This is a genomic window from Bradyrhizobium sp. URHC0002 (assembly GCF_054059515.1).
In genome coordinates this window covers 1118287-1131427 of sequence record NZ_JBSSCF010000001.1, presented here as the reverse complement: position 1 = coordinate 1131427, position 13141 = coordinate 1118287, and the positions used below count along the sequence as shown (strand labels likewise).

Here is a 13141-nt window from a genome sequence, read left to right as displayed (position 1 = left end):
GCACCTTGCCCTGCCCAGCGGCCGGATTGCTGCTGGACGTTGTCGAGCATGATCCTTTCGGGATGATGCTCTTGCGCATGATCGTCTCCGAATAATTCGGAGTCCGTTTGTTCGGAAGATCATGCGAAAACGCGCGCAAGCAGCGCGCGTACACTCTCAAATCAACGACGAATGTTATGCTTTTCGAGCAACGCCTTGTAACGCGCCTCGTCCTTCCGCTTGATGTAATCGAGCAGAGAACGGCGTGTTGCGACCATTTTCAAAAGACCCCGGCGCGAATGATTGTCCTTCACGTGGGATTTGAAGTGCCCGGTGAGATTGTTGATGCGTTCCGACAGGATCGCAACCTGAACCTCGGGCGAGCCGGTGTCGCCGGCCTTGTTGGCATTCGTCTTGATGACTTCCGCTTTGCGTTCGGCGGTAATCGACATCGTCAAACTCTCTCATTGCTGCGACCGGGACTGGCAGTCAGCCCGGTCAGGTTGAACACGCGCTTGGGGATGAGTTCGCCATTGCCAATTTCAGCAAGCGCCAAAAGACGGCCTGCCACCGTGACATAGACTGTGCCGCTACTATTGGGCGCATCCCGTCCGCGCAACAAAACGGCCTGGCCCCGGTGGAGCCTTGCCGCATCAGCCCGTGTGACGGCCAGTGCCGGGATGTCGTCCAGCGCGGTCTCAACGGGCAAAAGCGCGTCGGCGAGGCTTCCCCCGCCAGACGCGGCTCTATTGCATAAAGCCTCCAACTGTTCCAGCGGAATCATGTCCGCCTCCCGGAATGGGCCCACCAAGGTCCGCCGCAACGCGCAGATATGGCCGAAACAGCCCAGAATCCGGCCGATATCGCGGGCCAGCGCCCGGACATAGGTTCCCTTGCCGCACTCCGCCTCGAACACTGACTGTCCGTTATCCTCATGTTCTACAAGGGTTAATTCGTGAATCTCGACCGGGCGGGGCTTCAGTTCGACGGTTTCGCCGTCCCGCGCCAGGTCATAGGCACGTTCGCCCTGGACCTTGATCGCCGAATATTGCGGCGGGATCTGCTCGATCGGGCCGGTGAACTGCGGCAGCAGGGCCCGGATAGCGTCGGCCGACGGCCGGAGCTCGCTGGTTCGGGTTACCCGGCCCTCGGTATCGTCGGTATCGCGCTCCTCGCCCCAGGCCACCGTGAAGCGGTAGCGCTTGCGGCCATCCATCACGAAGGGAACCGTCTTGGTGGCCTCGCCGAGCGCGATCGGCAGGCCGCCGGACGCCAGCGGGTCGAGCGTGCCGGCGTGGCCGGCGCGCTTGGCCTGGAACAGCCGCTTGAGCACGGCAACCGCGTGCGTCGAGGTCATGCCGATCGGCTTGTCGAGCACCACCCAGCCGTGAACGTCGCGCTTGTCGCGCCGCGGCTGGTTGTTCTGGCGCGGCTGCTTGTTGTGGCGCGGATCATTGTTGGCGCGACGTTCGTCGCCGCCGCGCGATTCATCTGAAAAAATATTTTTTTCGGCGTCGTGCGAATCGGCAGTTTGCTCCGCGATCACGCCGTTGGCGGTGGGCATCGTCATCACTTGTCGTCCGAATCGGGTGCGATATCTCTTTGCACCGCAGGTGTTCTCAGTAATTTCTCGATCCGTTCCGCTTCATCGAATCGTTCGTCGACGCGAAAGCGAAGGTCAGGGGCAAATTTCAGGTTAACGCGGTGAGCAATCTCGCCGCGCAGGAATTTCTTGTTGCGCGCGAGCGCCGCGAGCACGACATCGGTATCGCGGCCGCCGAGCGGCATCACGTAAATCGTCGCTAGCTTCAGGTCAGGCGACATCCTCACCTCGGGAACGGTGATGATGTGGCCCTCAAGGTCGGGGTCGTGCACGTTACCCTGCGACAGAATATCGGCGACGGCATGGCGCACGGTCTCACCGACGCGCAATTGCCGTTGCGAGCCGCCGGGCGCGGAACCTTTGGTATGATGGCGAGGCATTTTCGTCTTTCAAAGCCGTTATGCCCGCGCCGCAGCCAACTTTAGGCAGGCTGCGTAAACTTGCCTGCGCGCGAGCAATCACGTTTTTGCTTTTGTCTATCAAGGTCAGGACGTGGATGGCCGGAACAAGTCCGGCCATGACGCCTCATTTTCAGTCAATAGGATCCGAGGCTCTTCGCAAGATTTGGACTTACAAAGAGCGCTGGATGGTCTCCACGCGATAACACTCGATCACGTCGCCGGGACGCATGTCGCCGTAATTCTCGAACGCCATGCCGCATTCCTGACCGGACTGCACTTCCCTTACTTCGTCCTTGAAGCGCTTCAGCGTCGAAAGCTTGCCTTCGTGCACGACGACGTTGTCGCGGATCAGGCGCACATTGGCGCCGCGTTCCACGGTGCCGTCGGTGACGCGGCAGCCGGCGACCTTGCCGACCTTGGAAATGTTGAACACTTCCAGGATCTGCGCATTGCCCAGCATGGTTTCGCGCAGTGTCGGCGCGAGCAGGCCGGACATCGCCTTTTTGATGTCGTCGACGAGATCGTAGATGATGTTGTAGTAGCGGATCTCGATGCCGTTGCGCTTGGCGGCGGCCGCGGCTTCCTTGTTGGCTCGCACCGAGAAGCCGATGATCGCGGCGTTGAAACCTTCCGCCAACGTGACGTCGGATTCGGAGATGCCGCCGACGCCCGCATGCAGGATACGGGCGGCAACTTCCTCGGTGCCGAGCTTCTCCAGCGATCCCAAAATGGCTTCGAGCGAACCCTGCACGTCGGCTTTCACGATCAGCGGGAATTCCTTGCGGCCCGCGGTCTTGAGCTGCGACATCATCTGCTCGAGCGAGCCGCGCATGCCGGAAATCGAGGCGGCGGCGTTCTCGCGCTTCTGGTGGGCGCGGTAGCTTGTGACCTGGCGGGCGCGGGCTTCGTTCTCGACCACGGCGAGGCGGTCGCCGGCTTCCGGCGGGCCGTTGAAGCCGAGCACTTCCACCGGCACCGAAGGTCCGGCCTCGTCGAGGTTCTCGCCCTGGTCCGAAATCAGCGCGCGGACGCGGCCCATTTCGGCGCCGGCCACGATGATGTCGCCGACCTTGAGCGTGCCGCGCTGAACCAGCACGGTGGCCACCGGACCACGGCCGCGATCGAGCTTGGCTTCGATCACGGTGCCTTCTGCGGGGCGCTCCGAATTGGTCTTGAGGTCGAGCAGTTCGGCCTGCAGCGCGATCATCTCGAGCAGCTTGTCGAGATTGGTCTTGTTCTTGGCGGAAACCTCGACGTCGACGACTTCACCGCCGAACGATTCGACCTGCACCTCGTGCTGCAGCAGTTCGGTGCGCACGCGTTCCGGCTTGGCGTCCGGCTTGTCGATCTTGTTGATCGCGACGATCATCGGAACCTTCGCCGCCTTGGCGTGGTTGATCGCCTCGATCGTCTGCGGCATGACGCCGTCATCGGCCGCCACCACCAGGATCACGATATCGGTGACCTTGGCGCCGCGCGCGCGCATCGCGGTGAACGCGGCGTGGCCGGGCGTATCGATGAAGGTGATCTTCTTGCCGCTTTCCGGCGAGGTGACCTGATAGGCGCCGATATGCTGGGTGATGCCGCCGGCTTCGCCCGACACCACGTTGGCGTGGCGAAGCGCGTCGAGCAGCGAGGTCTTGCCGTGGTCGACATGGCCCATCACGGTGACGACCGGCGAGCGCGGCTCGGTATCGGTGGAATCGTCGACCACGTCGAACAGGCCCTCTTCGACGTCGGACGCGGCGACGCGCTTGACGGAGTGGCCCAATTCCTCGGCGATCAGCTGCGCGGTATCGGCGTCGATCACGTCGGTGATCTTGTGCATCGCGCCCTGCTTCATCAGCATGCGGATGACGTCGACCGCGCGCTCGGACATGCGGTTGGCGAGTTCCTGGATCGTGATCGCTTCCGGGATCGTCACCTCGCGGATGAGCTTTTCCTTCGGCTCGTTGGCGGCGTGTCCCTTCAGGCGCTGGGTGCGGCGGCGGAACGAGGCGATCGACCGCTCACGGACGTCGTCGGCGTTGAGCGCGGTGACCAGCGTCAAGCGACCGCGTTCCTTCGCGGGTGCCGGCTTGTGGGTGGTCTTGGGGGGCGTGACGGGGCGCATGGCGCCGCCGGGGCCGCGGCGAATCTGGCGCGGGCCTTCGTCTTCATCGGAACCGTCGGCAGCAACGCCCGGGGCGCGCGCGGGCGGCACCGCTGCAGCCGGACGGGCGCCAGCCGGGCGGGCTGCGGCCGGTCGGGCCGTAGCGGGCGCCGTCGCCGCCACCGTCGCGGGCTTGGCCTCGGCCTCGCCAAATCGCTTCTTGGCCTCGACTTCGGCCTTGCGCTTGGCTTCCTCTTCCACGCGGTGCCGTTCTTCCTCGGCCTTGCGGCGGGCTTCGGCGGCCTCGCGTTCGGCCTGTTCGATGCCTTCACGGCTGGCGCGGCGCTTGGCTTCTTCCTCGGCCAGCCGCCGTTCCTCGACTTCGCGCACTTTGGCGTCGGCCAGCGCGCTGGCGCGGGCGGAACGCTCGTCTTCCGTCAGCGTGCGCAGCACTACGCCCGAACCGCTGCGCGGCGCGGCCGGCGCTGCGGGGCGGGAAAGGGGGGCCTTTGCAACTGGCGCCGCCTTGGCGACGACCGGCTCGGGCGCATGCGTTTCGGTCGCGGGCGCATCGCCGCCGACGCGACGCTTGCCACGCTTTTCGACCACGACCTGCTTGGTCCGGCCATGGCTGAAGCTCTGGCGCACGGTGCCCGTCTCGACCCGCGGCTTCAGCGTCAAGGTCTTGGTCGGAACACTCAGAGTCTTGTCGCCAGGCGTTTTGGTATCAACCATTCAGCAGTCCTAATCTCGTTACGCTGTGCGTATCCGCACATTCATTGAAGCAAGGCTTCGGAACCAATCGTCGTCAGTCAGAATTTCTGGCCGCCATCCCCGGTCTTGTCGTCGTCGTCCATCCGGTATCGAACCAGGATCTGGCAGCGCGACAGGAACGTTTTGCTCGCCGGGCCCGCGAGCAGGGCTGCATGTATCACATTTGCCCGCCCCAGTGCCAAATCCAATTGTGCCGAGGTTAAAGCGGTAATGATCGGTAAACCTCGCGATTCACCGATATTTCCGGTCCTTTGCCCGGCGATAGCGTCCAATTTGCGGATTCCGTCGGCGGCGCCGTCGGAAGCGTGAATCAGGGCTCCGGCCCTGCCCTGTTCGAGCAGGCCCTCGACCTTGGCAAAGCCGGAAATGACCTGACCGGCCTTGGCCGCCATGGCCAGCGCCTCGGTGCAGCTTCGTTCCAGCAGGGCCTCGGTATCGGCGGGAAGGGTCGCCGCGGCGCGAACGTCGCGCTTGAACCCTCGGCTAAATTGGTGACGCCGTACCGCTTCCGCAACGGTCCGGCGCGAGGCCTGGACCCACAGGCCGCGGCCGGGCAGCTTGCGCTTCAAGTCGGGGATTACTTCACCCGACGGGGCGACCACAAACCGGATCAGCTCGTCAATCGGGTGCACCTCGCGACTGACCGCGCACATCCGCATGGTCGCGGACTTGTCGGTCCGCGGCCCATGGTCGAGATCGGGGTCAGCCAAAGCGAGCATGCCTGTCTAGTGGCTCCGGTCATCTGCGCACGGTCGGCGCGCAGAAAGGATCTTCGTTTCTGCGGAACACCCGCATTACGCCGTCTGGTCTTCGGTGGTCTCGGCCGTCTCGGACTGTTTGGCGAGTTCGGCCTCGGTGATCCAGCCGGCAATGACGCGGGCCTGCATAATCAAGCGTTCGGCATCGTCGCGCGAGATCTCGTTGGGGTCGAGAATGCCGGGGAACTTGGTCGGCTCGCCGCCTTCCTTGCGCTCGGTCCACCCGACCAGATCGTCGGTCGCGCAGCCCGCCAGATCCTCGACGGACTTGATGTCGTTCTCGCCGAACTTGACCAGCATCTTCGAGGTCACGCCGGGCACCGTCTTCAAAGCATCATCCACGCCGAGCTCCTTACGCTTGTTTTCCAGCTCCGTTTCGAGCTGTTCCAGGTATTCTCTCGCCCGGCTCTGCAGCTCGTTGGCGGTTTCCTCGTCGAAGCCTTCGATCCCGGCCAGTTCCTTGGCGTCGACCAGCGCGAGTTCCTCGACGGAGGTGAAGCCTTCAGACGCCAGCAACTGGCCGACGACTTCGTCGACATTCAGCGCTTCCATGAACACCCGCGTGGAGTTCTCGAAGTCGGCCTGTCGGCGCTCGGATTCTTCCTGCTCGGTGAGGATATCGATATCCCAGCCGGTCAGCTGCGAGGCGAGGCGGACATTCTGGCCGCGGCGGCCGATCGCCAGCGAGAGCTGGTTGTTGGTGTCGGGAACCACGACCTCGATCCGCTCGCGGTCCTCGTCGATCACGACCTTGGCGACTTCGGCAGGCGCCAGCGCGTTGACGACGAAGGTCGCGATGTCGGGCGACCACGGGATGATGTCGATCTTCTCGCCTTGCAGTTCGTTCACCACGGCCTGCACGCGCGAGCCGCGCATGCCGACGCAGGCGCCGACCGGATCCACCGAGGAATCCCTTGAAATCACGCCGATTTTCGCGCGCGAGCCGGGGTCGCGGGCGACCGCCTTGATCTCGACGATGCCGTCATAGATTTCCGGCACTTCCTGCGCGAACAGTTTGGCCATGAATTGCGGATGGGTGCGGGAGAGGAAGATCTGCGGTCCGCGGGTTTCGCGGCGGACATCGAAGATGTAGGCGCGGACGCGGTCGCCGTTGCGGAACACCTCGCGCGGCAGCATTTCGTCGCGGCGGATGATGGCTTCACCGCGGCCGAGGTCGACGATCACGCTGCCATATTCGACGCGCTTGACGACGCCGTTGACGATATCGCCGATGCGGTCCTTGAATTCCTGGTATTGCCGGTCGCGCTCGGCCTCGCGCACCTTCTGCACGATCACCTGCTTGGCGGATTGCGCGGCGATGCGGCCATATTCCAGCGGCGGCAGGGTGTCGGCGATGGTGTCGCCGACCTGGGCGCCCGGGTTGGCGCGCTGCGCGTCCGCCAGCGAAATCTGGTTCGAGGAGTTCTCGACCTGCTCGACGACAAGCATGTGGCGCGACAGCCGCAGCTCGCCCTTCTTGGCGTCGATCTCGGCGTGAACGTCGGTCTCGCTGCCGTAACGGGCGCGGGCCGCCTTGGCGATGGCGTCTTCCATCGCAGCGATCACGATCCCACGGTCGATCGACTTCTCGCGGGCGACCGCGTCTGCGATCTGCAGCAGTTCGAGTTTGTTGGCACTGACGGCCATGGCCTAGTCTCCTTCAGTAGGATCGAAGTCGCCCCTGCGCAGCCGTTCTGCGGCGAGGCGGTGTTTCTTTGTATTGGTCGGCTCCGGCTTCTTGCCGGGCTTGTTATCAGACTTGTTATTAGACTTGGGCTTCGGCTTGTTGCTCTTGGCCGGATCGCTCTTCTTTGCGTGCGGCGGAGATGGCGGCGCCAGCCCGAGATTCTGCTTCAATTCGCGCTCGGCCTGCTTGCCGCGCCGCATCGATTCCGCAATCAATTCGTCGGTCAAAACCAGTCGCGCGTCGGAGATGTCCTCCATCACCAGCAGCACATCGGCATCTTCGCCCGCGCGTATGTCATCCCGATGTAGCCGCACGGCCTCGCCTTCGACGCCGGCAAGGAGCCCGCGGAAACGCTTGCGGCCCTGATGGGCGACCGCCATTTCGATTTTCACGAGATGACCGCTGAAACGCTCGAAATCGGAACGACGTACCAGCGGGCGATCGATGCCCGGCGAGGATATCTCAAGCCGGTAGGCGCGCTCGATCGGGTCGGCGACGTCGAGCACCGGCGACAGCGCCCGCGAGATCGCCTCGCAATCCTCGATCTGCATCGTGCCATCGGGCCGTTCGGCCATGATCTGGACGGTGCAGCCAGCCTCGCCTGAAATCTTGATCCGGACCAGCCGGTAGCCCATTCCCTGCAAAACCGGTCCGGCCACCGCCGATACCCGCGCGGCCGCGCCCGGCTCGACGACGAGACGGGGCTCGGCCAAGAGGTCGGCATCCACGGAACCAGCAGTTGGATCGGTCATGTCCAGGGTCAAAAGCGTCTTACTTGCATGGGTTTAGGCCGGGCCTTAACCGGCGGTCCAGCCGGTTCCCCGAACCGGGCCTTGAAGACCCTTCTGGGCCAGGCTCGTTCAGGTAATAAAAAAGAGCGGGTCCCGGGGGGCCCACTCTCAATACGCGATCGTATGAGAACCATAAGTTGCCGCGGATATAGCGGTTTTTGCGCAATCCGACAAGGCCCGAGGGTCGCGTTAAGTCCGATTTTGCCAAGCTTTGAGAGGGGAGGCAAAATCTAACCCTTCATTCACGAACGCTACCTAGATTTCCCGAAAATCAGCCAATTCGGCCGGTTTGGATGGGGTTTATGATAATTTCACCGTCGCTGATCCCGGAACTCGACGACATTGTCAGTCGTGGCGACCCGAAGCGCCGCGCCGATGCCGCGCGCCGTATCAGCGAGCTGTTCCTGCAGGGCGCGGCGAGCTTCCGCCCCGATCACGTCGACCTGTTCGACGGCGTCCTGACCAGTCTCGTCCCGCATGCTGAGATCGCCGAGCGCGCCGAACTGGCCGAGCGGCTGTCGGTGCTGGCGAACGCGCCGCGAGGTCTGGTCGGCCAACTCGCCCATGACGATGAAATTGCCATTGCCGGCCCGCTGCTGCGACATTCCCCGGTCGTCGACGAAAAGATGCTGCTCGAAATTGCGTCGATGAAGGGCCAGGGTCATCTGCTGGCGATGGCGGAGCGGCCCACACTCTCGACCGATCTCACCGACGTCATGGTCGCCCGCGGCGACCGCGCCGTCGTCAGGCGCGCCGCCGGCAATGCGGGCGCAGCCTTCTCGGAGGATAGCTATTCCACGCTGATCAAGCGCGCCGGCCAGGATGGTGTGCTGACGATCAGGCTTGGCCAGCGCGACGATCTGTCGCCTACGCAATTGAAGGATCTGCTCTCCGGCTCCATCGACGTCGTTCGTCGCCGCCTGTTCCAGGTCGTCAAACCCGAACGGCAGGCCGACATCAAGCAGGCGATGACGGCCATCACCGGCCCGTCCGAACGCGAGGAGCGGCGCGACTTCATGGCGGCGCAGCGCACCGTGCTGAAGCTCCACCGCGAAGGCATGCTCGGCGAAGGCGCGTTGCTCAATTTTGCCAGGGCCTTCAAGTACGAAGAGTCGGTCGCCGCGTTGTCGGCGATGACCGGCGTCAAGGTCGAAACCCTCGACCGCCTGATCTCTGGCGACCGCTACGATCCGATCCTGATCGCCGGGAAATCCATCGATGTCGAATGGGCGACCGTGCGCGCGCTGATCCTGCTTCGGCTCGGTCCGAACCGGACGGCGTCCCCCGCCGACATCGAAAATGCGCGGGTCAATTACGTCCGCCTGATGCCCGCGACCGCCCAGCGCGTCGTCGCGTTCTGGAAGACGCGATAATCCGGACCTGACGCGTTCTCTCCGTCATTGCGAGCGAAGCGAAGCAATCCATGCCTAAACGCGGGGGAAGATGGATTGCTTCGCTTCGCTCGCAATGACGGCATGAGCGGAAACCATTTCCCAAACATCGAAACAGCGGTCTATCCTGCGTACGGAAGGCGCGGCACAGCGTACGACAATGTACTTCGGGAGCCCGACATGCTGACGGACGCGGCGGTTCAAGCCCATGCGGACAGGATCCGCGGCGACGGTTTCACCGTCATCGAAGCTGCGGCGAGCGCCGAACTGGTCGAAGGCTTGATAACGGCGCTGCAGCACGTCGAGCGCGAGCATCGTCTCGGTCCCGCCAGAACGTCGTTCGAAGGTTTCAAGACCGTCCGTATCAACAACCTCCTCACCTATGACGATTTGTTCTGGAAAGTGCCGCTGCACGACAACGTGCTGCCGGTGGTGGAGCGCGTGCTGGACAAGGAGTGCCTGTTGTCGTCGTTCTGCTCGCTGGTGCTGGGACCCGGGCAGGAGGCGCAGCCGATCCATGAAGACACGCAACTGATTCCGCTGCCGCGCCCGCACATTCCGATCACCATCAATGCGATCTGGGCGTTGTCGGATTTCCGCGCGGACAATGGCGCGACGCGGATCATACCGGGCAGCCACAAATATGAATCCTCGCCGGAATACGGCCGGGAATACGACGCGGTCACCGCGACGATGAAGGCGGGCAGCGTGATGCTGTTCGACAGCGCGCTGTGGCACGGCGGCGGCGCCAACGACAGCGACGAGCGGCGCTTTGCGTTTTCCTGCGCCTATTGCTGGGGCTGGATGCGGCAGCAGGAGAATTTGCAGCTCGGCATTCCCCAGGAGACGGCAAAGCGCTTTCCGCGGCGCTTGCAGGAATTATGCGGCTACAGCGTCTACAAGGGACAGTTCGGCCACATCGACAACCACGACCCGATCGAACTGTTGGGCCGCGAGCGGGGAAAGCGGATGGTGTGGGAAGCCACCGACGCGAGGAAGGCGAAGATGGAGGAAGCGGCAAAGCGGTGACGGTTGCCACAGCGCGGCCTCGTGGTTCGAGACGCGCGGCTTTGCCGCGCTCCTCACCATGAGGATTTCGGACCTCATCCTGAGGAGGCGCGCAAGCGCCGTCTCGAAGGATGAAGCCACCGAATTGTCCCCTAGCCCATCCGCCGAAACCGCAAATACGCCGCCACAAGCCCCTCGCGTTCGGCTTTGCGGCCGTAGCGCGTCATGGTGTAGCCGTCCCACGGTTGTCGCCAGTCGATTGCGCGCTCCGCGGTCCAGAGAAAATCGGAGCTGCGCATCAGATGCGCCAGCGTCCAGGCGCAATAATCGTCGATGTCGCTGACGAAGCGGAATTCGCCGCCATCTTTCAAGACGCGCGCCATCGCGTTGACCGTAGCGTCCTGCACGAAGCGCCGCTTCCAGTGCCGCCGCTTTGGCCAGGGATCGGGATGGATCAGGTCGATTCGAACAAGCGAACGCGGCGGGGCCCATGCCAGCAATTCCGCGGCGTCGCCGGCATAGAGTCTGACATTGCTGATGTTGTGCGTCTCGATCTGCGTCAGGATCTTGGCCATGCCGTTGACATAGGGCTCGCAGCCGATGAACCCGATGTTGGGAAGGGCTTGCGCCTCCGCGATCAGATGTTCGCCGCCGCCGAATCCGATTTCGAGCCTGACATCCTCGATGTCGCCATCGAACAGGTCGGCAAGCCGCGCCGGTGCGGGCGCGGCGATGTCGAGCGCCAGATGCGGCAGCAGATTGTCGATCAGGTCGGCCTGATGGATGCGGAGCTTGTGACCCTTGCGGCGGCCGAAGAACGAGCCATGCGCATGTGCCGATGCGCCGTCATCCGGCGGCGTGTCGCGGTCGCCGGTATCGCGCGGGGCAGTCATCATCGCAGCGTCTGGTACAGCCGGTACAACAGCCGTGCCCTCGGCTCGATCGAGGAGATGTACATCTGCTCGTAATGGGTATGCGCGCCCTGGCCGTCGACGCCGAGCCCGTCGAGGGTGGCCGTGTGTGGCGCGGTGAAATTGCCGTCGGAGCCGCCGCCGGTCGATGTATCGACCAGGTCAAAACCGATCTCCGCCGCAATCGTCCTGGCATGCTCGTAGAGCGCCGCGCCGGCATTGCTCTTTTCGTAAGGCGGGCGGTTCAATTCGCCGATCACCTTGACGGTGACGCCCTCGGTGCGCGATTTGAGATCGAGGATTTTCGCCGTGAGCTCCTCCGAATCCGAGATCGTCGGCACGCGCAAATCGACCTCGGCATAGGCCTCTTCCGCAATCACGTTCGGTTTGGTGCCGCCGCGGACCACGCCGACATTGACGGTGATGCCGCGCGCCGGATCGTTCATCGCCTCCAGCGTTTGAATGACATTGCCGAGTTCGCGGATGGCGCTGCGGCCGTCCTGCGGCCTGGTGCCGGCATGCGAAGGCACGCCCTTGATGAAGACCTCAAAGCGCCCGACACCCTTGCGTCCGGTCACGATCTTGCCGCCGTCGCGCGCCGGTTCGGTGACCAGCACATATTTCGCCTTCCGCCCCTCGCTCTCAATCAGCCCACGCGACGTCGGGCTGCCAATCTCCTCGTCAGAGACATAGAGCTGGGTGATGCCGAGCGGCGGGCGCGCGCCCTCGGCGCAAACCTGCCGAAACGCATGATAGGCGAGATAGGCGCCGCCCTTCATGTCGTAGATGCCCGGGCCGAAAGCGCTGTCGCCCGAAATCCGGAACGGCAGGCGTTCGATGAAGCCAAGCGGATGCACCGTATCGAGATGGCTCAGCACCAGGATTCCCGGTGCGTCCTGCCCCCATGATGAGCGCGCCACCAGATGATCGCCGCAGCCGGAGTGACCGGCGATCCGCTCCACGGTCGCAGCCAGGCCGCGATAGCCTTCAGCGACGAGGTCGGCGAGCTGGTTGACCTGCCCGGGCGCTTCGGTCGGGGTCTCGATCTCGACCCAGCGGCGGATGCCCTCGAGGATCGGCGTGGCATCGAACGGGTTGGCTGTCGTCATGTCGTATCCGATACCGCGTCATTTCGCGATGCGCAATTTCGCAGCGGGAAATAATGGCATATTCCAGAATACGAAATTCTCAACCGGTGCTGATGAAAATCAGCGCTGGTCGGGGCCGTCGCGCGATGCGATCTGCTCGACCAGTTCGACGATCGAGCGCCGCATTTTGGAATCGCCGATGCGCGTGAACGCGCGCGTCAGTGCGAGACCCTCTGACGTGGCGAGGAAATCTGACACGTAGGCCGGGGAGGCGCCTTCGCCGAAGCCGTTGCCATTGATCGCGCCACTCGGCCCGCCATCGAACAGAAACGACACAGGTACCTGCAATATCTCGGAGATTTGCTGCAGGCGGCTGGCGCCGACCCGGTTGGTGCCTTTCTCGTATTTCTGCACCTGCTGGAAGGTAAGGCCGAGCGCTTCGCCCAGCTTTTCCTGGCTCATACCCAGCATGATGCGGCGCATCCGAACGCGGCTCCCGACATACTTGTCAACGGGATTGGGCGCTTTGGTGGACATCTGCATCGCTCCTGGGATCGCGCGCCGGGAAAGAGGCAGTGGAAGGACAATGCCTCAGACGCGCTGCTGTGACCGTCATATCCTGCTCGGAGGATCGGGTAGAATTGCGGACGATCTGAGC

Annotated in this window: 12 protein-coding genes; 2 read left to right on the top strand and 10 right to left on the bottom strand. The window is 63.6% G+C overall.

Annotation, left to right across the window (positions count from 1 at the left end; genetic code table 11):
• Positions 1–161: 161 nt before the first annotated feature.
• The 7 genes from rpsO to rimP all read right to left on the bottom strand — a co-directional run bounded on the left by rpsO (position 162) and on the right by rimP (position 8046).
• Positions 162–431 carry a 30S ribosomal protein S15 gene (rpsO, locus tag ACVWVY_RS05405; protein ID WP_074272228.1) on the bottom strand — a complete coding sequence of 90 codons (270 nt, stop codon included), beginning with the start codon at positions 429–431 and terminating at the stop codon, positions 162–164.
• A 2-nt stretch (positions 432–433) separates the two neighbouring features.
• Entirely contained in the window at positions 434–1549 is a 1116-nt protein-coding gene (gene truB / locus ACVWVY_RS05400; protein ID WP_456625406.1) for a tRNA pseudouridine(55) synthase TruB, read from the bottom strand.
• Positions 1549–1962, bottom strand: a complete 414-nt coding sequence (gene rbfA / locus ACVWVY_RS05395; protein WP_456625405.1) for a 30S ribosome-binding factor RbfA — start codon at positions 1960–1962, stop codon at positions 1549–1551. Before rbfA ends, truB begins: the two co-directional genes overlap by 1 nt.
• Positions 1963–2152: 190 nt before the next feature.
• Positions 2153–4810 (bottom strand): translation initiation factor IF-2, encoded by a 2658-nt coding sequence (infB, locus tag ACVWVY_RS05390; protein WP_456625404.1) that lies wholly within the window; start codon positions 4808–4810, stop codon positions 2153–2155.
• Positions 4811–4887: 77 nt separating this feature from the next.
• Positions 4888–5568, bottom strand: a complete 681-nt coding sequence (locus ACVWVY_RS05385; RefSeq protein ID WP_456625403.1) for an RNA-binding protein — start codon at positions 5566–5568, stop codon at positions 4888–4890.
• A gap of 75 nt (positions 5569–5643) precedes the next feature.
• The gene (gene nusA / locus ACVWVY_RS05380; RefSeq protein ID WP_456625402.1) at positions 5644–7254 is read right to left on the bottom strand and encodes a transcription termination factor NusA; all 1611 of its coding nucleotides are present in this window, start codon (positions 7252–7254) and stop codon (positions 5644–5646) included.
• 3 nt (positions 7255–7257) lie between these two features.
• On the bottom strand, positions 7258–8046 hold the full coding sequence (gene rimP / locus ACVWVY_RS05375) for a ribosome maturation factor RimP (RefSeq protein WP_456625401.1): 789 nt from the start codon (positions 8044–8046) through the stop codon (positions 7258–7260).
• 341 nt (positions 8047–8387) lie between these two features.
• On the opposite strand from rimP, the gene ACVWVY_RS05370 reads away from it, so the two are divergent.
• The gene (locus ACVWVY_RS05370) at positions 8388–9458 is read left to right on the top strand and encodes a DUF2336 domain-containing protein (RefSeq protein WP_456625400.1); all 1071 of its coding nucleotides are present in this window, start codon (positions 8388–8390) and stop codon (positions 9456–9458) included.
• A gap of 198 nt (positions 9459–9656) precedes the next feature.
• The gene (locus tag ACVWVY_RS05365; protein ID WP_456625399.1) at positions 9657–10505 is read left to right on the top strand and encodes a phytanoyl-CoA dioxygenase family protein; all 849 of its coding nucleotides are present in this window, start codon (positions 9657–9659) and stop codon (positions 10503–10505) included.
• 131 nt (positions 10506–10636) lie between these two features.
• Here ACVWVY_RS05365 and trmB read toward each other — a convergent pair whose 3' ends face one another.
• From trmB to ACVWVY_RS05350, 3 genes are all read right to left on the bottom strand, one after another.
• Positions 10637–11377 carry a tRNA (guanosine(46)-N7)-methyltransferase TrmB gene (gene trmB, locus ACVWVY_RS05360; protein ID WP_456632111.1) on the bottom strand — a complete coding sequence of 247 codons (741 nt, stop codon included), beginning with the start codon at positions 11375–11377 and terminating at the stop codon, positions 10637–10639.
• A complete protein-coding gene (locus ACVWVY_RS05355) occupies positions 11377–12504 on the bottom strand; it encodes a M20 family metallopeptidase (protein WP_456625398.1) in 1128 nt (375 codons plus the stop codon). The genes trmB and ACVWVY_RS05355 overlap by 1 nt, the downstream gene beginning before the upstream one ends.
• 99 nt (positions 12505–12603) lie before the next feature.
• Positions 12604–13020 carry a helix-turn-helix domain-containing protein gene (locus ACVWVY_RS05350; RefSeq protein WP_456625397.1) on the bottom strand — a complete coding sequence of 139 codons (417 nt, stop codon included), beginning with the start codon at positions 13018–13020 and terminating at the stop codon, positions 12604–12606.
• Between the last annotated feature and the right edge of the window lie 121 nt (positions 13021–13141).